This window comes from Kitasatospora sp. cg17-2, assembly GCF_054031055.1.
This window is the reverse complement of the sequence record NZ_CM132923.1, coordinates 4,591,437-4,614,366: the sequence shown is the minus strand read 5'-3', so window position 1 is coordinate 4,614,366 and position 22,930 is coordinate 4,591,437. Positions and strand designations below refer to the sequence as shown.

Below are 22,930 nucleotides of genomic sequence, written 5' to 3'. Positions count from 1 at the left end.
TCGCGCCGATGGAACCGTCGGACTACATATGCAGTCCAACGACATATATAGTCCGTCCGAGTCCTTCTTTTCGGCACTGAGTGGGGAGAACCATGTCCCAGCCCGATCCGACCCGTCCGGTCCTCGAACTGCGCGCCGTCACCCGGACGCACGGGCACGGCGAGGCCGAGGTGCATGCCCTGCGCGGCGTCGACCTGGCCGTGCACGCCGGCGAGTTCGTCGCCGTCATGGGGCCCTCCGGCTCCGGCAAGTCCACCCTGCTGACCCTGGCCGGCGGCCTCGACCGGCCCAGCGGCGGGCAGGTGCTCGTCGAGGGCGTCGAGCTGAGCGGCCTGAACCGGACCCGGCTGGCCGCCGTGCGCCGCCGCTCCGTCGGCTACGTCTTCCAGGACTACAACCTCGTCCCGGCGCTGACCGCGGCCGAGAACGTGGCCCTGCCCCGCGAGCTCGACGGGGTGTCCGGTCGGACCGCCCGCCGGGAGGCCCTGACCGCCCTGCGCGAGATGGGCATCCCCGACCTGGCCGACCGCTTCCCCGAGCAGCTCTCCGGCGGCCAGCAGCAGCGCGTCGCGATCGCCCGCGCCCTGGTCGGCGACCGCCGCCTCGTCCTCGCCGACGAGCCCACCGGCGCGCTCGACTCCGCCACCGGCGAGGCCGTGCTGGCCGTGCTGCGCGCCCGCTGCGACGCCGGCGCCGCCGCGATGATGGTCACCCACGACGCCCGCCACGCCGTCTGGGCCGACCGCGTGGTCGTCCTGAACGACGGCGCCGTCGTCGACGGGGGCGTCGGCCAGGCCGCGCACCCGCTGCTCACCGGTGGCAACGGGGGACGGCGATGAAGCTCTCCGCCCTGCGCGTCGCGCTGCGCATCGCCCGCCGCGACGCCCTCAAGGCCAAGGGCCGCAGCGCCCTGGTGATCGCCATGGTCGCGCTGCCGGTGCTCGGTGTCACCGGCGCCGACATCGTCCACCAGAGCGGTTCGCTCACCCCCGCCGAGCGGGTCGAGCGGCTGATGGGCGGGGCGGACGCCCTGGTCTCCGCCTACCGCCCGGGCCGCTCCGTCGAGCAGGCGCCCTTCGCCGAGGACGGCGTCCTGGTGCTGCCGGAGGCCCGGACCGACCCCGCCTCCGCCCCCGCGGCCGCCGGGGCGGCGAGCTCCGCCGAGCAGTTGGGCGGGCTGCTGCCGGCCGCCTCGGTGCTGCTTCCGGCCACGTCCGGGCCCGAGGTCAGCGCCTCGACCCGGGAGGGCCTGTTCACCACCTCCACCGCCGAGGCCGATCTGACCGACCCGGTCTGGTCGGGACGGCTCGACCTGGTCGAGGGCCGGGCGCCGGCCGCGCGCAACGAGGCCGCCGTCACCCGGGCCTTCCTCGACGAGGCCGGACTGAAGCTGGGCGACTCCACCACGGTCAAGGGACTGGAGCAGACCCCGTTCCTGCTGACCGGCGTGGTCGAGCACCCCGGTGACCTCAAGAAGGTGGAACTGGTCGCCCGGCCCGGCCAGGTGATCTCCCCGCTGGCCGCGGCGGCCGCCGCCGCGCCGGACGCCCCGGGCGGACCGGTCGCCGCGGGCAGGAGCGAGGCCGTCCGCACCGAGAGCTGGCTGGTCCGGCTGCCCGCCGGCGCCGGACTCGACTGGACGGCCGTCCAGAAGCTCAACCGGTACGGCTTCACCGTGACCTCCCGGGCGGTCGCCCTCGACCCGCCGCCGACCTCCGCCGTCCCCTACAACGTCAACCGGTGGGTCTCCCCGGAGAGCGACAACCGGACCGTCATCCTGGTCACCGTGATCGGCATGGCGCTGCTGGAGGTCACCCTGCTGGCCGGCCCGGCCTTCGCGGTCGGCGCCCGGCGCTCCCGGCGGCAGCTGGCCCTCGTCGGCGCCGCCGGCGGCCACCGGGGCCACGTCCGGGCCATCGTGCTCGGCGGCGGGCTGGTGCTCGGTCTGGCCGGGGCCGCCCTCGGGGTGGCGCTCGGCACCGTCCTGGTCGCCGCACTGCGGCCCTGGCTGGAAGGGGCGGGCGGCAGCCGCTTCGGACACTTCGCGATCGCCCCGCTCGACCTGCTGGCGATCGCCGCCGTGGGGGTGCTGACCGCGCTCGCCGCCGCCGTGCTGCCCGCGGTGCAGGCGGCCCGCCGGGACGTGGTGGCCGGACTCACCGGCCGCGACACCGTCGCCACGCCCAGCCGCCTGCTGCCGGTCGTCGGCCTGCTGCTGGTCGGCGCCGGTGCGGCGGTGGCGCTCTACGGCGCCGGGACGTACCAGAGCGGCACCATGCCGGTGCTCGGCGGGCTCAACAAGCGGGCGCTCTCGGTGCTCGCCGGCGCGGCCACCGCCGAGGTCGGCATCCTGTTCTTCACCCCGATGCTGATCGCCCTCTTCGGCCGGTTCGCCGGCCGGCTGCCGCTCGGCCCCCGGCTGGCCCTGCGCGACTCGGCCCGCCACCGCGGCCGGACCGCGCCCGCCGTGGCCGCCGTGATGGCCGCCGTCGCCGGAGCCGTCGCCGTCGGTGTCTACAGCACCGGCACCGAGGCCCAGGAGCGGGCCTCCTACCGGCCGACGGCCCCGCTGGGCGCCGTCGTGCTGGACGCCCCCGCGGCGCCGGGCAGCCCGGAGACGGTCCGACTGCGCCGCGCCGTCGAGCAGGCCCTGCCGAACCTGGGCACCCGCGCCGACGTCCAGGACGTGACCTACGTGTTCTGCGACAACTGCTCCAGCACGGTGCAGGCCAAGGGGAGCGGTGTGCGCTCGGAGTTCGGCGGCATCCTGAGCCGGGTGCTGTCCGGCGACACGACGGTCCTGCACAACCTGTTCGGGGTGCGCGACCGGGTGGCCGAGGAGGCCCTGGCCGCGGGCCGGGCGGTGGTCTTCGACCCCGCCTACCTGAACGGCGGCCGGGCGATCCTGACGATGCAGGGCGCCGCGGGCGGACCGGTCCAGCCCGGGCAGGTGCCGGGGACGGAGAAGATCGAGGTCCCGGTCGAGGCGGTCCTGGTGGAGAACCCCGACGCGGCCCGGTACGGGGCGGTGCTGATGGGCCCGGAGGCGGTGCGCAAGGCCGGACTCACGGCCAGGCCCAACGGCTCGGTGTGGAGCCCCGAGGTCGTGCCCGACGGCAAGGCGCAGCAGCGCGCCGAGGCGGCCGTGGCCCAGCTCGTCCCGCACGCCCAGCTGACGGTGGAGCGCGGCTACCAGCCGAAGGGCGACATGAACACCCTCGCGCTCGGCGGGTTCGCCGTGGTGGTGGTGCTCGGCGCCGCGGCCGTGGCCACCGGGCTGGCCGCCGCCGACTCGCGCAACGACCGGGCCACGCTGGCCGCGGTGGGTGCGCCGCCGAGGATGAACCGGATCCAGGCCGGGCTGCAGTGCACGCTGATCGCGGGCATCGGCGCGGTGCTGGGGACGGTGAGCGGGTACGTGCCCGCGCTGGGGCTGCTGCGGTCGCACACGGCCGGGCAGCTCGGCGCCCCGGCGGTGCCGTTCGCCGCGCCCTGGGGGCTGCTGGTGCTGATCACGGTGGTGCTGCCGGTGGTGGCGGGCCTCGGGGCGGCCGCCTTCAGCCGGGGCCGGCTGCCGCTGGCGCGGCGGGCTGGCTGACGGACCGACGGACTGACGGACTGACGGGCTGACGGCGGGCGTCCGGGCCCGTGCCGGTGGGCGGCCACCGGTACGGGCCCGGACGCGTTCGGGGCTGTCAGGCGGACCCGTCCGTCGCCCCGGGGGCTGCGGGTTCGGCCAGTTCGGCGGGTTCGGCGGGTTCGGCGAGTTCGGCCAGCTCGGCGGCGAGGTTGGCCCGGGCCGGGGCGTCGAAGCGTCGGTGCGCGGTCGTGGTGCGGTAGAGCGCGGGCAGCGCGAGCAACCCGCGCAGCACCGCCGCGCGCCCGGCGCGGAAGTCCGGCTCGGGCACGAAGGCGTACTCCTCCCGGACGGCCGCCGCGTACGCCGCGTAGGCCGCCGGCCCGCCGCCGAGCACCGCGAGGTCGGCGTCGCACAGCACCTCGCCGTCGCGGTCCCCGGGCTCGGGGCGGTGGGTGACGGTGAGCCGGACCAGCCGGGCGACCTCCGCGACCCGGGCCGCCGGGAGTCCGGTGCCGTCGAGCGCCCGGACGGCCAGGGCGGCGCTGCGCTCCTCGTTCTCGGAGCGGTCCGGCCGGTAGACGGCGTCGTGGAACCAGGCGGCCAGCCGGACGGCGTCCGGGTCGTCGGCGTGCTCGGCGAGCGTGTCGACGTGGCCGAGTACGGCGCGCAGGTGGTCGACGGTGTGGTACCGGCGCTGCGGCTCGGACCAGCGGCGCAGCAGCTCCCGCCCGGCCGGTTCGGGGTCGGTGGCCGCGCCGCAGCGGTGCAGCAGGGCGGTCCAGGCGGTGAGCAGGTCCTCGGTGGTGCTGGCCGCGGTGGCGGTGGCAGGGGCGGGGGCGTCGGTGGCGGGGGCGTCGGCTTCCGGCATGGCGCCATTCTGCTGGGCCGGGCCGGAGCCCCAAAGATTCCGCTGGACATGATATGTCGACGAAAGGTATATGTAGCTCCATGACTGAACGGGCGATGCAAGAGCCGACGCTGCTCCTGCTCACCGCGCTGGCCGACGCCCCGCGGCACGGCTACGCGCTGATCCAGGAGATCGCCGCGATCTCGGACGGCCGGGTGAAGATGCGCACCGGCACCCTGTACGGCGCGCTGGACCGGCTGCTGCAGCAGGGGCTGATCGAGGTCGCGGCCGAGGAGATCGTCGACGGCCGGGCCCGGCGCACCTACGCCCTCACCGAGGGCGGGCGCGGTGCGCTGACCACCGAGGCGGAGCGGCTGAGCGCCGTCGCCGAGGAGGCCCAGCGGCGGCTGGCCGCCGTCCGCGAGCCGACCGCCCGACCGGCTGCCGTCCGCCCCGTGGCCGGGGGCGGCAAGCTAGCGTTCTTCAAGGTCAGGGGGACAATCGCATGACGATCCAGTTCTTCCCGGGGTCGGCGGACCCGGTGGCGTTCCGGGCCGCGCTCCGGCTCTACCCGGCCCGCTACCGGCGTGAGCGCGGCGACGAGCTGTCCGCCGTCTTCGCCGACTCCACGGCCGAGGGCGGCAAGCTCGCCACCGCGCGCGAGGCGCTCGACCTCGGGGTGTACGGGCTGCGGATGCGCACCGGCCTGACCGCCTCGTCCACCGCCGGGCGGCTGTTCGCGCTGGCGGCGCCGCTGGTCGCCGGGGCGATCGCTGGGCTGGGGCTGACCCGGTTCCTGCACGACGTCTCGATGCCCGTCGACTGGTGGATGTGGGAGGCGCCGGACCGGGTGCAGCAGCTCCCCGCCCACGCCCTGTACTACGGTCAGCTGCTGGCGCCGCTGCTGCTGGTCGGCGCGGTGCTGGCCGGCCGGTGGCGGCTCGCCCGGACGGCGGCCGTCGCGGTGGCGGCCGTGGGGGCCCTGGGGGTGACGCTGGCGGCCCTGGTCCAGCCCGACTTCTGGCTGGTGCTCAACAAGTCCTGCGAGGCGACCCCGCAGCTGTTCGCCGGACTGCTGTTCGCGCTCGCGCCCCAGGAGCTGCTGCGACGGCGGCAGACCCGGAGCGACCGGGCGATGGTGCTGGCCGCGGCCGCGGGCGGCGGACTGGTCCTGGTGGCGCAGGACTTCTACAGCTCCTGGGTGCTGATGGACGGAAGGGCGGGCGCCGCGCTGGTGCTCCTCCCGCTGCTGACGCTGCTCTTCGTGGCGCGCGACCGGCTGGTCCCGGCCGCGATGGGGCTGGCGGTGCTGCCGCTGACCCTGACGTTCAGCCTGTTCCAGATCTGGCAGTCGATCGGCGGGGTCTGGCGACTGCTGCCGGTGGTGGGCCTGGTGCTGGTGGGGACGATGGTGGCCGCAGGGCTGCTGCACCGCGATACCGGGGCGGGAGGTCGCCGGAGCCTCGCCTGAGCGGGGACGGCCGGGGCCTCGCCGCTCCGAACGGCCGGACGACCGGGTTGTGGGCCCGGACCGTCCGGCCGTTCCGCGTTTCCGGGGGCGTGCCGTTCCGTGTTCTCGGGGGCGCGCCGTTCCGCGCTCTCCGGGGCACGGGTGTTGTCCGGCCAAGTGGCCGCACGGGGCTCGCCGGGGCCGGGGCGATGTGGCACTCTGTCTAATATGTCTAGACCAATTTTCGAAGTCATCGCGCTGACGCCCCAGGATGCCCAGGCCGCCGAGTCGGGCGGCGCCGACCGGCTCGAACTGGTCACCGACATGGCCGCCGACGGCCTCACCCCCGGGGTGGAGGACTTCGCCAAGATCCGGGCCGCCGTCGACCTCCCGCTGCGGGTGATGCTCCGGATCCGGGACGGCTTCGCCCCCGGTGACCTGGACGCGCTGCGCGACCGCGCCGCCGCGCTCCGGGCCGAGGGCGCCGACGAGTTCGTCCTCGGCTTCCTCGACGCCGACGGCGCGGTCGACCTGGCCGCCACCGAGGCCGTCGTCGAGGCGATCGCCGGCTGCCGCTGGACCTTCCACCGGGCGATCGACCACAGCGCCGACCGGGCCGCCGTCCGGGCCGCCGTCGGCGCGCTGCCCGGACTGGACACCTTCCTCACCTCCGGCGCGGCCGGCGGCGTGGACGCGGGGCTCGACGTCCTGCTGGCCGAACTGGCCCGGGCCGGCGAGCCCGGCTACACCCAGCGGATCCTCATCGGCGGCGGCCTGCGGGCCGAGCACCTGCCGGGGCTGCGCGGGGCCGGCTTCGACGCCTTCCACGTCGGCGGCGCGGTGCGGGTCGACGGCTGGCAGTCGCCGGTGGACGCCGCCAAGGTCGCCGAGTGGCGGGCGCTGATCGACGGCTGAGCAGCGGCTCCAGGACGGCGGGCGGCGACACCGGAACCGGTGCCGTCGCCCGCCGTCCGTCGTGCTCAGCCCAGCTGCGCCGGCAGCGGCTCGGCGTGCAGCACCTCCAGGCCGGAGACCGCGCGGGTCAGCGCCACGTACAGCCGCCGCAGCCCGGTCCGCTCGTCCGGCTCGCCCGCGACCACCGCGGCCGGCTCGTCCAGCACCACGTAGTCGTACTCCAGACCCTTCGCCAGCGAGGCCGGGACGAGGGTCAGCCGGGCCTCCGCGCTGGTCTCGGCGCCCGGAGCGAGGTGCGGCAGCCCGGCCGCCGTCAGCGCCTCGGCCAGCAGCGGCACCCGCGCGTCGGCGGCGATCAGACCGGTCGAGCCCTCCCGGCCGAGCGCCCGCAGACAGGCCTCGACCACCGCGTCGGTGCGCTCCTCCGGGTCGACCCGGCGGACCGTCAGCGAGCCCGGGGCGTCACGGACCGAACCGGCCGGCGCCAGACCGGGGGCGATCGACGGCAGCAGCCGGGAGGCGTACGCGATGACCTCCTCCGGCACCCGGAAGCCCTTGGTCAGCTCCTCGATGTGCGCGGCCGGCTTGCCCAGGTGGTGCAGCGCCTCCGGCCAACTCGCCGTCGCCCACGGGGTGGTGCCCTGGGCGAGGTCGCCGAGCACGGTCGCCGAGCTGGTGCTGCAGCGGCGGCCGACGGCGCGGTACTGCATCGGGGAGAGGTCCTGGGCCTCGTCCAGCACCACGTGCCCGAGCGACGGGGTGCGCCGCACCAGGTCCATCGCCTCGTCGACCAGCACGGCGTCGGCGGCGGTCCAGCGGGCGGTCCGCACCGAGCGGCCCGCCTTGGGCCACAGCACGGCGGCCTGCTCCTCGGCGGTCAGCACGCCCTCCGCGCACCCGGCCAGGAACTCGGGATCGGACAGCAGTCGCAGCACCAGCTTGGCCGGATCGACCGCGGGCCAGCACTGCTTGACCGTCGCCTTCACGGCGGCGTTGCGGGCCACCGCGTCCTGCACCCGGTCGTCCGGGGCCTCGCCGGACTGCTCCATCTTCAGCAGCACGGCGTGCGCGATCCGCTGCGGCAGCGCCTCCGCGGCCGCGCCGTAGCGGGTCTCCCGGCCCTTCAACTCCTCGATGATCGCCGTCAGTTCGTGGACCGGGACGCGCCAGCGGCGGGAGCCGCGAACCACCACGCAGGGCTCGGTGGGCAGCGCGATGCCGGAGCGCACCGCCCGCCGCAGCACCTCGGCCATCCGGGCGTCGCCCTTCAGCCGGGCCGCCCCGGCGGAGTCCTCGCCGCGCACCTCGACATGCCCGACCAACTGCTGCACGGTCGCCTGGGCGACGTCCAGCTCGCCGAGCGCGGGCAGCACCTGCTCGATGTAGGAGAGGAAGGCGTTGTTCGGGCCGATCACCAGGGTGCCGGTGCGGGCCAGCCGCTCCCGGTGCGCGTACAGCAGGTACGCCACCCGGTGCAGGCCGACGGCGGTCTTCCCGGTGCCGGGCGCGCCCTGGACGCAGAGGGTGCCGGAGATGTCGGCGCGGACGATCTCGTCCTGCTCCGGCTGGATGGTGGCCACGATGTCGCGCATCGGGCCGACGCGGGGCTTCTCGATCTCGGCGGCCAGCAGGGCGGAGGCGGTGTCGCCCTCGGCCGGATCGGTGAGGTGCTCGTCCTCGTACGCGGTCAGCTCGCCGCCGGTGTAGCCGAAGCGGCGGCGGCGCTCGACGTCCATCGGGGCGGTGCGGCTGGCCCGGTAGAACGGCTGGGAGACCGGCGCGCGCCAGTCGATCACCATCGGGTCGCCGTGGGCGTCGTGCACGTGCCGGCGCCCGATGTAGAAGCTGTCCCCGCCGGAGCCCTCGCTGAGGTCCTCGCCGATCGGGTGCAGGTAGTCGAGCCGGCCGAAGAACAGCGGGGTGTGGGCGAGGTCGGCCAGGGCGGCGATCCGGGCCTCGATCTGCTTCTGCAGCACGATGGCGGTGACCCAGGTGCCGGTCACGTCTCTGATGTCCAGGGACTGGACGTCCTCGCGCATCGAGCGCAGGGCGGACCTGGACGCGGCCAGGTGGTCCCGCTCGCGCTGCAGGGGGTCGGTGGTGGGGGTGGCGGGCACAGCGAACCTTTCCGGCTGCCCCGGGGACCGGGCGCAGCGGATCGTAGGAGCTCACGGTGGATACAGCCGACCGGTTGCCGTGCGGTCGGCACCTCCCCCGGCTGCCCGCGCGACTACAGCGGGTACCACGGTTCGGGAGGGGGCAGACGGACGATCCTAGACCCTCCCTTCCGGATCACGCCAGCGACCGCCCGGCGTGATCCGGAGGAGAGGGTCAGGCCGCGTCGGCCTCCGGGTTCCACCCCGACGGACTCGGGGCCTCCGTACTCCGGGAGGACGACCTACGTCCTGCCGGATACGGCCTTCGGGGTGATGGCGGCGGCCGTTCGGGTGCCTACCGTGGAATGCATGAGCACATCCCAGCACCGCACCCGCACCGCCCCGTCCGGCGCCACCGCCACCACCGGCCGCCGCCGCCACCCCCTGACCACCACCGTCCGCAACGTCGGCATCGCCCTGGACACCGCCGCGCGCGTGATCCTCCTCGGGCGCGACGGCGTCCGTTACTGAGCGCTCCGCCCCCCTGGGCGCTCCGCGCGCTGCAGCACGTCGTCCGCGGCAGCGCCTCGCCCGCTACAGCACGTCGTCCGCGTCGATGATGCGGTAGGCGTAGCCCTGTTCGGCGAGGAAGCGCTGGCGGTGGGCCGCGAAGTCCTGGTCGACGGTGTCCCGGGCGACCACGGAGTAGAAGTGGGCGGAGTGGCCGTCCGCCTTGGGCCGCAGGACCCGGCCGAGGCGCTGGGCCTCCTCCTGCCGGGAGCCGAAGGTCCCGGAGACCTGGATGGCGACGGTCGCCTCCGGCAGGTCGATGGAGAAGTTGGCCACCTTGGAGACGACCAGGACGCCGATCTCCTTGTTGCGGAACGCCTCGAACAGCTTCTCGCGCTGGGCGTTGCTGGTCTCGCCCTTGATCACCGGGGCGTCCAGGACCTCGCCGAGCTCGTCCAACTGGTCGATGTACTGGCCGATGATCAGCGTCTGGTCCTTCTCGTGCTTCTTGACCAGCGCCTCCACCACCCGGCGCTTGGTCGCCGTGGTGGCGCAGAACCGGTAGCGCTCCTCCGGCTCGGCGGTGGCGTAGGCGAGCCGCTCGGAGTCGGTCAGGGTGACCCGGACCTCGCAGCAGTCGGCGGGCGCGATGTAGCCCTGCGCCTCGATCTCCTTCCACGGCGCGTCGAAGCGCTTCGGGCCGATGAGGCTGAACACGTCGCCCTCGCGGCCGTCCTCGCGCACCAGGGTGGCGGTCAGGCCGAGCCGGCGGCGGGCCTGGAGGTCGGCGGTGAACTTGAACACCGGGGCCGGCAGCAGGTGGACCTCGTCGTAGACGACCAGGCCCCAGTTGCGCGCGTCGAACAGCTCCAGGTGGGCGTAGACGCCCTTCCGCTTGGTGGTCATCACCTGGTACGTCGCGATGGTGACCGGGCGGATCTCCTTCCTGGTGCCGCTGTACTCGCCGATCTCGTCCTCGGTCAGCGAGGTCCGCTTGACCAGCTCGTGCTTCCACTGGCGGGCCGAGACGGTGTTGGTGACCAGGATCAGCGTGGTCGACTTGGCGTGCGCCATCGCCGCCGCGCCGACCAGGGTCTTGCCGGCGCCGCAGGGCAGCACGACCACGCCCGAGCCGCCGTGCCAGAAGCCCTCGACCGCCTGCGCCTGGTAGGGGCGCAGGCTCCAGCCGTCCTCGGCCAGCTCGATCGGGTGCGCCTCGCCGTCCACGTAGCCGGCGAAGTCCTCGGCGGGCCAGCCGAGCTTGAGCAGCACCTGCTTGATCTGGCCGCGCTCCGAGGGGTGCACGACCACGGTGTCCGGGTCGACCCGGTCGCCGACCAGCGGCACGATCTTCTTGGAGCGCAGCACCTCCTCCAGCACCGGTCGGTCGGTGGTGGACAGCACCAGGCCGTGGGTCGGGTGCTTGGTCAGCCGCAGCCGCCCGTACCTGGCCATCGTGTCGGCCACGTCGACCAGCAGCGCGTGCGGCACCGGGTAGCGGGAGTACGTCACCAGGGCGTCGACGACCTGCTCGGCGTCGTGGCCCGCGGCCCGCGCGTTCCACAGCCCGAGCGGTGTCACCCGGTACGTGTGGACGTGCTCCGGCGCCCGCTCCAGTTCGGCGAACGGCGCGATGGCCCGCCGGCACTCGGCGGCCCTGGGGTGGTCGATCTCCAGGAGGAGAGTTTTGTCGCTCTGGACGATGAGCGGTCCGTCGTTCACGCGGGGAAGCCCTCCACTGGCTGACAGGTCGGTCGGGTCCGCGGGTCCTGCGGCACGCCGACCCTCCAGTGTCGCGCATCCGGCGGGGTGGACGGGGACCGCCCTCGGCGAGCGGCTACTTCCACTCGTAGTACACGCCGGTGGACTTGCCGTCCGGGGCGACCTCGTACTCGAAGAGACCGACGACGTGGTTGAGGCGGTCGAGCTGCGACGAGGCGGTGGAGAAGAAGAGGGCGCCGCGCCAGCTGGTGCCGCCGCCCTCGGTGAAACGGCCGAGCGCGGTGCCGTGCCAGATGACGCTCTGGCCGTCGGCCGTCATGTCGACGCCCTGGCCCTCGCCGCGCAGATTGCCGTCGGGGCGCATCTCGGACTCGTAGGTGCCGAAGCCGTTGACCGGAGTGTCGTAGTAGCTGCCCTTGGACTCGAACGAGACCTCGACCACCACGTGGCCGTCCCCGGCGTCGAGGACGCGGCGGCCGGTGTCCCGGTTCTCGGTCCGGCCGATGAGATCGCCGAGCATGATGACTCCTTTCGTCACCCCCGTGATTCCGGACTACGCCGGTGCGGGCGGGGCGTCAACCGGTGGCACGGGTCGTGCGGCCGGGGACGCGGGGGGTGACCGTGGCGGGAGTGGCTCGTTGATCCCTGCATGAACAAGTCGAAGCGTGTCCTCACCGCTCTCGCCCTCGCCGGTACGGCCTTCGCCGCCACCGCCTCCTCGGCCGGTTCCGCGCACGCGGTCGCGGGTGTCGGCGAGGGGCCCGGCGGGCTGCTGGCGGCGCCCGGGTTCCTGCTCGCGGACCTGGCCGGCGCGAACTCCGTGATGCCGGTCGGGCAGGGCGACCTCGCGGCCATGGCGGACAAGGCGATGAAGCAGAAGCAGGCCGAGGAGGCCCAGCAGCAGCAGGCCCAGTCGCAGGGCCACTGAGCCGCAGGATTGCTCAGCCGCAGGGCCACTGAGCCGCAGGGCCACTGACCCCGGGGGTCACTCGTCGAGTTCGGCGACCCCGGTGATCCGGTGCAGCGCGAAGGTGCGCAGCTCGCCGTCGTGGTGGTCGAAGGCGGTCACGTAGCCGCCCTCGACCTTCACCGGGTCGATGATCCGCTGACTGGCGAGGCCCTCCGCGTTGAGGTAGCCGATCCACATCCGCTCGCCGAGCAGGACCGCCGTCTGCAGGGTCGCCAGCGTCTCGGCGGCGGCGGTGCGCGGCAGCTGCCGCCCGGACGCGGCGGCGGGCTCGCGGCGGACGGCGGTGGCGGCCCGGTCACCGGCCCGGATCGCCTTGACGGCGGCGGCGAGCAGGGTGTCGTCGGGGGTCGGCGGGCCGTCCGGGACGGGCACCGGAGCCGCCCGGGGCGGGGTGCGGTGGCTGTCCGGGCGGGTGATCAGCACATCGCCCTCGGCGGACTCGGCCGCGGGCGCGTACCCCATCGAGCGCAGCGTGCCGAGCAGGACGTCCGGCGCGGCCTGGGCGGCCAGCACGGTCGGCGCGAGCAGCCGCAGCCGCAGGTCGGCGGAGCGGCGGTCGGCGAGGATCTCGTTCAGCAGGGCCGGGTCGTCGCAGCGCAGGTACGACGAGGCGGCCCCGACCCGCAGCAGGCCGTGCCGGCGGGCCACGTCGTCGATCAGGTAGCCGAGCGGCTGCGGGAGCGGCGTACGGGAGTGCTGGTCCAGGAAGGCCCGCAGGTCGGCGGCGCTGCGCCCGGCGTCGAGGGCGCGCCGGACCGACTCCGGGGTGAAGCGGTAGACGGTCGCGCCGCCCTTGGACTCGATGTCGGCGCAGAGCGCGAGCGCCTGGGCGAGCGGGGTGAGCAGCGGGCCGGGCGCGATCGCGGTGAGGTCCGGCTGGAGGATCACGTGGTCGAGCGGCTGCGGCAGCAGCGGGGCGAGCACGGTGGCGGGGTCGGCCTCGGCGGTGAGCAGCGCGCGGGCGGGGGCGGCGAGCGCGCCGCGGCCGGTGACGCCGAGGAGTTCGGCCTCGGCCAGGGTCCAGCCGACCAGGTGTTCGCGCAGGTCGCGGCCGTCGGGGTCGGTCGGCCCGCCGCGCAGCGGGCGCTGCCAGCGCAGGGTGGGCAGGAGTTCGGCGGGGGTGGCCGCGGTGCCGGGCGGGAGTTCGGCGAGCAGCGCCAGGGCGGCGCGGCGGACCGACGGGGCGAGGGTGCGGTCCAGTTCGGGGCCGAGCGCGGCGCGCTGCTTGCCCTTGCCGTCGGCGGTGCCGGCCAGGGCCGGGACGCGGGTCGCGGCGAGCCAGGCGCGGGCGAGCACGGTCCAGCGCGCGGCGGTGTCCAGGCGCAGCCACTCGTCGTACCCGGGTGTCGGCGCCCAGTGCTCGTCGACCTCGCCGTCCGGGGCCAGCAGGCCCGAGGTGTGGGCGAGTTCGAGCCAGAACGCGGTGGTCTGCTCGGTGCTCTCCAGGGCCTGGGCGGTGCGCTTGAGATCGCGCACCCCGAGGCCGCCGGCGCGCAGGGTGGGCGGCGGGGTGAGGCCCCAGAGCTCCAGCAGTTCCTCGACGGTCCGGACGGCGGTGTGCGCCTGTCCGGCGGCCGCGCCGTCCACCGTCCCGGGATCGCGCGGCGCGGCGGCCGGCGCGGGCTCGGGCTGGAGCGGTTCGACGGTGCGGTGCGAGCGTCCGCCGCGCAGGTGCAGGGCGAGTTCACGGGGCAGGACGACGCTGCCGGGGCTGGTGGGCAGCAGCAGGCCCCGGGCCAGCAGCCATTCGACCGGGCTCTGGGCGTCCTGCGCGGTGACCGGGCGGGTGGCGTCCGGGACGGTGCCGGTGGGCGGTCCCCACACCAGCCGGTCGAGCAGTCGCAGCGCGGGCTCGGGGGCGGTGGCGAGCAGGGCCTCGCAGCGGGCGCGGTCGCCGAGCAGGGTGGTGAACGCGGCGACGGCGGTGACCGGGTCGGGCGTCGCGGGCTGCCCGGCGGAGGCGAGCAGTTGCTGGAGCCGGGCCGGGGACATGCCGGTGCTCGCCTCGGCGAAGGTCGGGCCGAGGCCGGTGCGGCCGGGGTTGGCGGCGGTCGGCGCGAGCGCCTCGCGGGCCGCGATGACCAGGCGCAGGCCGTTGTCGGGCCCCCAGAGCAGGGCCCGGTCGCGCAGGGTGGCCAGGGCGCGGGGCAGCGCGGCGGCGACGGCGGCGCGGTCGGCGGCGCTCAGCGGGGTGGCCTCGGGGTGCGGCTTCACCTTGGCCGGGCCGGCCAGCAGGGTGCGCACGGCGGTCGGCGAGGAGGCGTCGGGGAGCGCGGCCAGGGCCTCGGCGGTCTGCAGGGTGAAGCGGTCCAGGCGTTCCAGCGCGCGCAGGGCGGAGGCGCGGGAGGAGAGCCGGGCGGTGAGCTGGGTGAGGTCGCCGGGCACGGGGTTGAGCAGGTCGGGGCGGGACCGGAGCAGGGCGACGAGGTCGTCGTCGGGCCGGGCGCGCAGCTCCTCGGCGAGGGTGCGGGCGCCCGCGGGGGACTTGGCCTGGCGCTGTGGGCCCTGCTGTGTGGTCATTCGACCTAGGTTAGTCGGGCGGCGGCGGGGTGGAAGGGCCTCGGCGCCGGTGGATCCGGGGGCGGCGGCGGGTTGCGCGGGGGGCGGCGGCCGCACGGGGGTTGACGGGATCGGCGGGGCGGTGGAACGCCCGGGGGCCGACACACGGCGGTCCGGGCGGGGTCGGTGCTCCGGCCGGTGCCTCGGCCGGTGTCTCGGCCGCGGGGCCCGGTCGGGTGCCGTCGGGGCGAACACGGGTGCGGCCGGGCGGCGTTCCGGCTCGCGCGGCGGGGTGGCGGGTGGGTAGCGTCACGGTCGGCGGGGACGACGCCGAGTCCGGACCGGTGGCGGGTCCGCTCCGGGGCGGACCTCGGTACGGGCGAGCGGCACGGCAAGCGGTAACAGGCCATCGGTACGGGCGATCGGTACGGGCAAGGCGGGGTGCGTGGGGATGTCGGACGGCGAGTGGTGGCGCAAGCAGGGACCCTGGAGCGAGCCGCCGGGGGGTGCGGGGGCCTCCGGCGCGGGTGGTGACGGGGACAGCGTGTACGCGGGCGAGCCGGCACCCGCCGTGCCGCCGCGCCCCCAGGAGCCGCCGCGTCCCGTCGGGCCCCCGTCCGGTGGGTCCGACGCCGGGACGTCCGGGTCGCCCGCCGCGTTCCTGCCGCCCCCCACGCGGTCCGGCCAGGGCCGGGGCGCCGACCGGGGCGCCGACCGGGGCACGGCACGGGACGACGGACCGTCGTGGCTGGCGAAGCCGGTCGAGGACGCCCCCGCGGACCCGGAGGCGCTGCCCCCGGCCTACCGCGCCGTGAGCACGGGCGAGTGGAACTACGTGACCATCGACTTCGGGGACGGCCCGGTCGCCTCCAACCGTCCGATCCCGGAACAGCGGACCGCCGCCGCCGGTTCGGCGCCCGGGGCGGGCGAGGACGCGGGCCAGGGCGACCCGTCGGCGCCGGACGAGGAGGACACGGCGGCGCCGGAGGGCGGGGCGGCCGGGAAGGGCAAGCGGAAGGGCAGGGCCAGGGGCAGCGGGAAGGAGCCGGCCGGGAAGAGAACCGGCGGGAAGAAGACCCCGGCCGGGGGGAAGGACGGCCCCGCCGGGTCGGGCCCCGCCGAGGGCGCCCCCGCCGCGAAGGGCGGTCCGGCCAAGGCCCCGGGCGGGCGGCGCCCCTCGCCCCTGCTGCTGCTCGCCGCCGCGGTGCTGGTCGGCGGGGCCGTCACCGGTCAGCTGATCGCGATGCTGATCGGCTGGGCGCTCGGCTATCTGTCCCGTCAGCTGTCCGACTTCATGCGGAAGTTGGCGGTGTTCGGGATCCCGCTGATGGTGATCAGCGGCAGCTCGCTCTTCTACTGGGGGCGCGCGCAGGGCCGCTGGGGCGTGGCCCCGCCGCCGGGCGAGCAGGGCTCCCACGCGATGTGGGAGGCGGCACCGGGGGTGCTGCGGGTGGCGGCGGTGCTGTCGGCCGTCCTCCTGCTCCTGATGTCCCTGCGCCGGAAGGGCGGCGGAGCGGCGGGCGGCGGGAAGTAGCGGCGGCCGACCGGGGGCTGTCGCCGGTCCGGCGAGGCCGGTCGCCGAGGCCGCTCCGGCGACGTCGGTCCGGCGACGCCGGGTCAACTCCGTTGACGGGAACGGGAAAAAGGGCGAAGACGTCGCCTGCCGTTCACGGGGCACTCCATCCCCGTCTGATGGAATTGCCGGCCGTGGTGTCACCGATGCGCAACAGCTGCAGGAGGTCTCCCGTGCCGTCGTCCCCGCCCCCGTCCCCGCTGCCGTCCCCGGCCCCGTCCGCCCCCGGGCGGCCGCTGGGCGCCGCGATCGGCCGCCGCGGCCTGCTGGTCGGCGCGGCCGTCGCCGTGGGCGCCCAGGCGCTCAACATCCGTACGGCGCACGCGGAACCGGTCCGCCGCGACCCGTTCCTGCTCGGCGTGGCCAGCGGCGACCCGCTGCCGGACGCCGTCGTCCTGTGGACCAGGCTGGTCGCCGACCCCTTCGACGCCGCCGCCATGGGCCCCCGCTCCGTGCCGGTGTCCTGGGAGGTCGCGGCGGACCAGGGCTTCCGCCGGATCGTCCGGCGCGGCGTCGCCGCCGCCGAGGCCGGGCGCGGGCACAGCGTGCACGTCGACGTGCGCGGGCTCCAGCCCGGCCGCGACTACTGGTACCGCTTCCGCGCGGGCCGCCACCTGAGCCCGTCCGGCCGCACCCGCACCGCCCCGGCGGCCGGCGCGCGTCCCGGCCGGCTCCGCCTCGGCGTGGTCAACTGCCAGGACTGGCAGAACGGTTACTGGCCCGCGTACACCGCCCTGGCCGCCGAGGACCTCGACGCCGTCGTGCACCTCGGCGACTACATCTACGAGACCGACCCGCACAGCCAGTACCCGGACCGCCTGCACACCACCCCCGGGACTCCCGGGCTCAACCAGCTCCTCACCCTGGCCGACTACCGGGCCAGGCACGCGCTGTACAAGACCGACCCGGCCCTCCAGGGCGCGCACGCCGCCTTCCCCTGGATCGTCACCTGGGACGACCACGAGGTCGAGAACAACTACGCCGGCCCGGCCGACGAGGTCGACGACACCGGCGCCCGCCACCAGGACACCGCCGCCTTCGCCCGCGAGCGCGCCGCCGCCTACCAGGCCTACTACGAGCACATGCCGCTGCGGAACCCGTACCGCACCGGCTCGCCGGACTACCGCCTGTATCGCCGCTTCGACTTCGGTGACCTGCTGCGCCTCAACGTGCTCGACACCCGTCAGTACCGCACCGACCAGCCGGGCGGCCACTCCCAGGACTTCGGCCCCGTCGCGGACGGCCTGGGCAACGCCGACGGCACCCTGACCGGCGCCGAGCAGGAGCAGTGGCTGCGCCGGGGCCTGTCCGGCTCCCGGGCGCGATGGAACGTCATCGCCCAGCAGGTGATGATGAGCCAGATCCGCTTCCCCAACTTCCTGGACCCGGCCCACCCGCTGCCGCCGCTCGCCAACCTCGACCAGTGGGACGGCTACGACCCGGCCCGCACCCGGCTGCTGCGCTTCCTGCGGGACGCGGCGGTCGCCAACCCGGTGGTGCTGGCCGGTGACATCCACTCCTCCTGGTTCAGCGACCTGCGGATCGACCGGGACGACCTCGCGTCCGCGCCGGTCGCCGTCGAGTTCACGGCGACCAGCGTCAGTTCCGACTTCCCGGCCGCGTTCGACGGGCCGCTCAAGGCGCTCAACCCCACGCTCAACCCGCAGGTCCGCTACTTCGACGGCCTGCGCCACGGCTATCTGCGCCTGGACGTGGACCGCGAGCGGTGGCTGACGGACGCCCGGACGGTCGACAGCATCGCCGTCCGCGAGTCGCCGGTGCGGACCGCCGCCTCCTGGGCGGTGGTGGCCGGCGAGCCGGGCCTCGTCCCGGCCTGACCGTGCGTCGCCCGTCCGGCCGACCGGTGGTCCGGTCGGCCGGTCGGGCACAATCGGCGGCATGCTGAGAGTCGGTTCGGTGGTGCTCGGAGTGGTGGACGTCGGCCGCGCGGCGGCGTTCTGGGGCGAGGCCCTGGGGTACACGCCCCGGGACGGCGGGGCCGGGGACGACTGGGTGGTGCTCGTCCCGGCGGACGGCGCCCCCGGGGTGCAGGTGGCGCTCGGCCGGAGCACCACCCCGCCGCAGGAACACCCGCGGGTGCACCTGGACCTCTACGCGACCGACGCGGCGGACCAGGCGGCCGAGGTGGAGCGGCTGGTCGGCCTGGGCGCGAGCCGGGTCGACTGGGACCTCTACCCGGAGGACCCGGACTTCGTGGTGCTCGCCTGCCCGGACGGCAACCGGTTCTGCGTGATCGACAGCAGCCGGTCCTAGCCGCCCCCGGGCCGACCGCTCCCGGGCCGACCGCCCTCGTGTCCGCCGTCGTCCTCGTCGTGCTTGCGGCCGCGCAGGAGGCCCCGGCTGCGGCGGCCCTGGCCCGGGCCGGGGCGCGATCCGGCGCCGTGGCCGTGGCCGTGGTGGCCGAGTCGGTGGCCGGGAGGGGGTTCGTCCTCGGAGCGGTGGGCGCGGACCTCCATCCCGGAGCGGACGGTCCGGCTCAGGGCGCCGGCGGCCGCCGCCAGGAACACGAAGTTGTAGGCGATCTGCAGGAGCACCACCAGCCGCGGCCCCTGGCCCGCCGCGGTGATGTCGCCGTAGCCGATGGTCGCCATCGTGACGACCGTGAAGTACAGCGCGTCCAGCCGGGTCACCAGCCCGTGGAACTCGCCCGGACGGTCGGCCAGGACGTAGTAGGTGCCGGCGAAGACGGTCAGCGAGAAGCAGATCAGGAAGGCCAGCCAGACGCCGGGATGGCGCCCGGTGCCGCGCATGCTGTCGACGATCCGGGCCAGCAGCAGCCCGGTCAGCAGGGTCAGCACCGCGGCGAAGAGCACCCAGCTCAGCAGCGGGTGGTCGTCGCCCAGGGCACGCAGCGGCAGGGTGAAGTAGCCGAGCATCAGCAGGGCGAACGAGCCCAGCAGCAGTCCCCAGGCCCGCAGGTCTGGACGCTGCAGGGGCTGGGGCGTCGGCGGCTGCTGGTTCGCGGACATCCCGGCCAGCCTGCCCCGGCGCGGCCCGGGCCGCCGCCCGGGCTGCTCCGTCCGGGCCGTTCGGGCCGTCCGGGGCGGGCAGTTCGGTCCGGGCGGGGCAGTTCGGTCCCGGCCGCGTGCCGGACGCAGAGGGCCGGGGGAGTCGCCGGGGCCGGACACGACGAAGCCCCCGCCGTTCCGGGCGGGGGCTTCGGCCGGCTCTTGCCGCCGTGGATCAGGCGGTGGTGGACCGGGGCGTCTCGGTCGCCTTGGTCACGTTGGTCGGGTTGACGGCGGCCGGGCGGGGCTGCTCGGCAGCCGGCTGGGCCGGGGCGGCGGTGCTCTGGGCGGTACCCGGCGCGGCGTCGGCGGCGGGAGTGTCGTCCTCACGCATCGCCTTCGTCTCCGCCTTGAGGATTCGCATCGACTTGCCGAGGCCGCGGGCCATCTCCGGCAGCTTCTTCGACCCGAACAGCAGGATCACGACAGCCAGCACCACAAGCACGTGCCAGGGCTCAAGACCGTTACGCAGCATCCCTGGCCACCGGTCCTTTCTCGTCTAGAGTCGTACGTCACAGTTGGGCAAAGCGCCCGTCCTGGCCAGTATGCCTGTCCGCAGCGGCGAACGTATACACCGGCCGGGAAACGCTGGTCAAAAACCAGGTGCTGCGCGGACGGACGACCGAGGGGTGCGGGACGCCCCTCGGATCAGGTCCGACGGGCCAGCAGACTGCCGCGGCGGGTCGGTGCCTCCTCGGGGTACGGGTCGCGCTCCAACCGGGCCGTGACGGTGAAACCGGCCTCCGTCAGCAGGTCGGCGACGGCGTCGGTCTCCAGGGAGCGGAAGTCCACGTCCACCCGGTGGCCCCACCACTCGTCCAGCGTCGTCACCCCGGTGCCCAGGTGGAACGAGACCAGCAGCACCCCGGACGGCCGCAGCACCCGGCGCATCTCCTCGAAGGCGGGCCGCAGCTCGCCCGGTTCGAGGTGGATCACCGAGTAGAGCGCCACCGCGGCGGCGAACTCCCCGTCGGCGGCGGGCAGTGCCAGCAGGTCGCCGACCCGGAACTCCGCCCCGGGGTGCTCCCGCCGGGCGACCGCCACCATCGCGGGCGACAGGTCCACCCCGACGGCCGTCCCCCGCTCACTCAGCCACCCGGTGATGTGCCCGGGCCCGCACCCCAGGTCCGCCACCGTTCCCCCGGCGGCCTCCTCCAGCACCACCCCGAGCAGCGCGCGGTCCATCACCTTGAACGCCAGCTCGCCCCCGATCCGCTTCCGGTACTCCTCCGCCACCGTGTCGTAGCTCGTCCGCACCCGCCCGTGCCCACCGTCGTCGCTCATCCCGGCAGCCTGGCACGCGGCCCGGCCCCGCACGGTCGAACGGCGGAACAGGCGGGCCGGCCGTCGAACGCGGCGGCCCCCGCCCGGGGTGGGCGGGGGCCGCGATGACGCGCGTGCGGGGGACCGGGTGGAGCGGGTGGGTCAGACGGTGGCGGGTTCGGGGCTCTTGGCGGCCGGGGCGGCGGCGGGGAGGTGGCGCATCAGACGGTGGGCGAGGAAGGAGGCGCCGATCGCGAGGACCAGGCCGACCACGGCGGCGACGTGCAGGCCGTCGGTGAAGGCGGCCCGGGCGGTGGCGAGCAGGTCGGTGCCGAGCCGGCCGGGCAGCTGGGCGGCGACGGTGACGGCGCCGCCGAGGGTGTCCTGCGCGGTGCGGGCGGCCTCGCCGTCCAGACCGGCCGGGAGGGCGCCGTCCATCCCGGAGCGGTAGACGGCGGCGCCGGCCGCGCCCAGCAGGGCGATGCCGAGGGAGCTGCCGAGTTCGACGGCGGTCTCGGAGGTGGCGGAGGCGGCGCCGGCCCGCTCGACCGGGGCGGCGGAGACGACCATCTCGGCGGTGAGGGTCATGGTGCCGACGGTGCCGGCGGCCAGCACGCCGGCCGCGGTGAGGACGAGCGCCAGCGGCGAGTCCGGGCCGACCAGGGTCATCATCGCGAAGCCGGTCGCGCCGATCAGGAAGCCGCCGGCCATCATCGCCGCCGGGCGGACCTTCCCGGCGAGCGCCGCGCCGAGGCCGACGGCCGCGCCGACACCGACGCTGGGCACGAGCGACCAGAGCGAGGCGGTGAGCGGGCTCATGCCCTTGACCAGCTGCAGGTACTGCGAGGTGAAGAGGGTGAAGCCCATCATCGCGAACATCGCCACGGTGTTGACGGTGATCGCCCCGCTGAAGGTGCGGATCCGGAACAGGGCGAGGTCGAGCAGCGGGTCGGCGGCGGTGCGCTGGCGCCAGTAGAACGCGCCGGCCAGCAGCAGGCCGACCGGGACGGCGAGCGCGGCGACCGGGTCCCAGCCGTCCACCGCGAGCGTCTTGACGCCGTAGACCAGGGGCAGCACGGCACTCATCGAGAGGACGGCGCCGAGCAGGTCGAAGCCGCCGCGCCGGGGGGAGCGGTACTCGGGGAGCAGGGCCGGGGCGGTGAGCAGGACCAGGGCCATCACCGGGACGGCGAGCAGGAAGACCGAGCCCCACCAGAAGTGGTCGAGCAGCAGGCCGCCCGCCACGGGGCCGAGGGTGGCGCCGGTGGTGAGGATGCCGCCCCAGGCGCCGAGCGCGATCTGACGCTGCTTGGGGTCGTGGAACATGTTGCGGATCAGCGCGAGGGTCGAGGGCATCACAGTGGCCCCGGCGATGCCCAGCACGGCGCGGGCGGCGATCAGCTGGCCGGCACCGTCCGCGTAGGCGGCGAGCAGCGAGGCGCCGATGAATCCGGCCGCGCCGATCATCAGCAGCCGGCGCCGGCCGATCCGGTCGCCCAGCGCGCCCATGGTGATGAGCAGCCCGGCCAGCAGGAACGAGTACATGTCCATGATCCACAGCTGCTCGGTGCCGCTCGGCGCCAGCGTGGTGGAGATGTAGGGGACGGCGAAGAAGAGCACGCCCATGTCCATGGTCAGGACGAGGGTCGGGAGCAGGAGGACGGCGAGGCCGATCCATTCGCGACGGCCTGCGCGGCCGGTGGTGGCGGTCATGAGGAAGACGGTACGGACGTGTCAGACGTTTGTCTAGTACGAGCGTCTGAATCGATCGTGCGAGACTCACGTGCTAGACATATGTGCGAGACATGCGTGCAAGACAAACGTCTTGATCGGACGTAGCATGCGGACATGGGAAATCGTGAGGACCTCATGGCCGGCGCCAAGCAATGCCTCTTCGAGAAGGGCTACGCGCGCAGCACCGCCCGGGACATCGCCACCGCCTCGGGCGTCAGTCTGGCGGCGATCGGCTACCACTTCGGCTCCAAGGAGGCGCTGCTCAACGCGGCGCTGATCGAGGCCACGGAGGAGTGGGGCGCCGTGCTGGCGACGGTGGTGGCGCGGGCGAGCGAGGCGTCCGAGGATCCGGCGGAGCGCTTCGTCGCGGTCTGGGACGGCGTGCTCGGGACCATCGCCGAGCACCGCGGCCTCTGGGCCTCGCAGTTCGAGGTGATGCTGCAGGCGGAGCGGGTGCCCGAGCTGCGGGAGGCGCTCGCCGGGATCCAGAAGCACGGGCGGCTCGGGCTGTCGGCGCTGTTCCAGGGGCTGCCCGAGGTCCCGGACACCGAGGAGGAGCTGTCCCGGGGCATCTTCTACCAGGCGCTGCTGGTCGGCCTGGCCGGCCAGTGGCTGGCCACCCCCGACCTCGCGCCGCGCGGGCGGGACTTCCTGCGCGGTCTGGAGCTGGTCGGCGGCTCGGTGCTGAAGCCGAAGGGCGCCGCAGCGGACGGCCCGCCGTGGCACGGGCCCACCGGCTGAG

20 protein-coding genes are annotated in these 22,930 nt (G+C 75.3%); 11 read left to right on the top strand and 9 right to left on the bottom strand.

The genetic code is table 11. The features are described 5' to 3' along the window. Positions 1-92 precede the first annotated feature (92 nt). On the top strand, positions 93-839 hold the full coding sequence (locus ACW14Y_RS19380; protein WP_380304153.1) for an ABC transporter ATP-binding protein: 747 nt from the start codon (positions 93-95) through the stop codon (positions 837-839). After that, the gene (locus tag ACW14Y_RS19375; protein WP_456987839.1) at positions 836-3,598 is read left to right on the top strand and encodes an FtsX-like permease family protein; all 2,763 of its coding nucleotides are present in this window, start codon (positions 836-838) and stop codon (positions 3,596-3,598) included. Before ACW14Y_RS19380 ends, ACW14Y_RS19375 begins: the two co-directional genes overlap by 4 nt. 97 nt (positions 3,599-3,695) lie before the next feature. Here ACW14Y_RS19375 and ACW14Y_RS19370 read toward each other — a convergent pair whose 3' ends face one another. Continuing rightward, positions 3,696-4,448 (bottom strand): HD domain-containing protein, encoded by a 753-nt coding sequence (locus tag ACW14Y_RS19370; protein WP_456987837.1) that lies wholly within the window; start codon positions 4,446-4,448, stop codon positions 3,696-3,698. Positions 4,449-4,528: 80 nt separating this feature from the next. Here ACW14Y_RS19370 and ACW14Y_RS19365 point away from each other — a divergent pair, with 80 nt between their 5' ends. From ACW14Y_RS19365 to ACW14Y_RS19355, 3 genes are all read left to right on the top strand, one after another. Then, the gene (locus ACW14Y_RS19365) at positions 4,529-4,936 is read left to right on the top strand and encodes a PadR family transcriptional regulator (protein ID WP_380304147.1); all 408 of its coding nucleotides are present in this window, start codon (positions 4,529-4,531) and stop codon (positions 4,934-4,936) included. Beyond that, positions 4,933-5,898: a hypothetical protein gene (locus ACW14Y_RS19360; protein WP_456987835.1), complete on the top strand. Its 966-nt coding sequence runs from the start codon at positions 4,933-4,935 to the stop codon at positions 5,896-5,898. Before ACW14Y_RS19365 ends, ACW14Y_RS19360 begins: the two co-directional genes overlap by 4 nt. Before the next feature lie 207 nt (positions 5,899-6,105). Next, positions 6,106-6,792, top strand: coding sequence for a copper homeostasis protein CutC (locus ACW14Y_RS19355; protein ID WP_380304143.1), 687 nt, complete (start codon positions 6,106-6,108; stop codon positions 6,790-6,792). A 65-nt stretch (positions 6,793-6,857) separates the two neighbouring features. Here the strand turns inward: ACW14Y_RS19355 and ACW14Y_RS19350 are convergent, their stop codons facing one another. Further along, positions 6,858-8,909: a HelD family protein gene (locus tag ACW14Y_RS19350; protein ID WP_456987832.1), complete on the bottom strand. Its 2,052-nt coding sequence runs from the start codon at positions 8,907-8,909 to the stop codon at positions 6,858-6,860. Between the two features lie 348 nt (positions 8,910-9,257). On the opposite strand from ACW14Y_RS19350, the gene ACW14Y_RS19345 reads away from it, so the two are divergent. Beyond that, entirely contained in the window at positions 9,258-9,419 is a 162-nt protein-coding gene (locus ACW14Y_RS19345; protein WP_360014831.1) for a hypothetical protein, read from the top strand. A 63-nt stretch (positions 9,420-9,482) separates the two neighbouring features. Here ACW14Y_RS19345 and ACW14Y_RS19340 read toward each other — a convergent pair whose 3' ends face one another. Both ACW14Y_RS19340 and ACW14Y_RS19335 read right to left on the bottom strand, forming a co-directional pair. After that, positions 9,483-11,120 (bottom strand): DNA repair helicase XPB, encoded by a 1,638-nt coding sequence (locus tag ACW14Y_RS19340; RefSeq protein ID WP_402722486.1) that lies wholly within the window; start codon positions 11,118-11,120, stop codon positions 9,483-9,485. Positions 11,121-11,235: 115 nt separating this feature from the next. After that, positions 11,236-11,640, bottom strand: a complete 405-nt coding sequence (locus tag ACW14Y_RS19335; RefSeq protein WP_266270199.1) for a hypothetical protein — start codon at positions 11,638-11,640, stop codon at positions 11,236-11,238. Positions 11,641-11,769: 129 nt separating this feature from the next. On the opposite strand from ACW14Y_RS19335, the gene ACW14Y_RS19330 reads away from it, so the two are divergent. Continuing rightward, positions 11,770-12,048 carry a hypothetical protein gene (locus ACW14Y_RS19330; protein ID WP_266270198.1) on the top strand — a complete coding sequence of 93 codons (279 nt, stop codon included), beginning with the start codon at positions 11,770-11,772 and terminating at the stop codon, positions 12,046-12,048. Between the two features lie 57 nt (positions 12,049-12,105). On the opposite strand, the gene ACW14Y_RS19325 is transcribed toward ACW14Y_RS19330, so the two are convergent. After that, positions 12,106-14,610, bottom strand: a complete 2,505-nt coding sequence (locus tag ACW14Y_RS19325) for a helicase C-terminal domain-containing protein (protein ID WP_456987828.1) — start codon at positions 14,608-14,610, stop codon at positions 12,106-12,108. 430 nt (positions 14,611-15,040) lie between these two features. Between ACW14Y_RS19325 and ACW14Y_RS19320 the strand changes: the two genes are divergently transcribed. From ACW14Y_RS19320 to ACW14Y_RS19310, 3 genes are all read left to right on the top strand, one after another. Then, complete coding sequence (locus ACW14Y_RS19320; RefSeq protein ID WP_402722484.1) at positions 15,041-16,123, top strand: hypothetical protein; 1,083 nt, start codon at positions 15,041-15,043, stop codon at positions 16,121-16,123. A 212-nt stretch (positions 16,124-16,335) separates the two neighbouring features. Further along, the gene (locus ACW14Y_RS19315; RefSeq protein WP_456987826.1) at positions 16,336-18,000 is read left to right on the top strand and encodes an alkaline phosphatase D family protein; all 1,665 of its coding nucleotides are present in this window, start codon (positions 16,336-16,338) and stop codon (positions 17,998-18,000) included. 61 nt (positions 18,001-18,061) lie between these two features. Next, the gene (locus ACW14Y_RS19310; RefSeq protein ID WP_380304132.1) at positions 18,062-18,436 is read left to right on the top strand and encodes a VOC family protein; all 375 of its coding nucleotides are present in this window, start codon (positions 18,062-18,064) and stop codon (positions 18,434-18,436) included. On the opposite strand, the gene ACW14Y_RS19305 is transcribed toward ACW14Y_RS19310, so the two are convergent. The 4 genes from ACW14Y_RS19305 to ACW14Y_RS19290 form a co-directional block, all read right to left on the bottom strand. Beyond that, positions 18,433-19,152 (bottom strand): potassium channel family protein, encoded by a 720-nt coding sequence (locus ACW14Y_RS19305; RefSeq protein WP_380389159.1) that lies wholly within the window; start codon positions 19,150-19,152, stop codon positions 18,433-18,435. The two genes, ACW14Y_RS19310 and ACW14Y_RS19305, sit on opposite strands and share 4 nt — an antisense overlap. A gap of 214 nt (positions 19,153-19,366) precedes the next feature. Beyond that, positions 19,367-19,666, bottom strand: a complete 300-nt coding sequence (gene tatA, locus ACW14Y_RS19300) for a Sec-independent protein translocase subunit TatA (protein WP_266270191.1) — start codon at positions 19,664-19,666, stop codon at positions 19,367-19,369. Positions 19,667-19,839: 173 nt separating this feature from the next. Next, positions 19,840-20,475: a class I SAM-dependent DNA methyltransferase gene (locus ACW14Y_RS19295; protein ID WP_456987823.1), complete on the bottom strand. Its 636-nt coding sequence runs from the start codon at positions 20,473-20,475 to the stop codon at positions 19,840-19,842. Positions 20,476-20,616: 141 nt separating this feature from the next. Beyond that, positions 20,617-22,167, bottom strand: a complete 1,551-nt coding sequence (locus ACW14Y_RS19290) for an MFS transporter (RefSeq protein WP_380304126.1) — start codon at positions 22,165-22,167, stop codon at positions 20,617-20,619. 135 nt (positions 22,168-22,302) lie between these two features. On the opposite strand from ACW14Y_RS19290, the gene ACW14Y_RS19285 reads away from it, so the two are divergent. Then, a complete protein-coding gene (locus ACW14Y_RS19285; RefSeq protein WP_380304124.1) occupies positions 22,303-22,929 on the top strand; it encodes a TetR/AcrR family transcriptional regulator in 627 nt (208 codons plus the stop codon). Position 22,930: the final 1 nt, after the last annotated feature.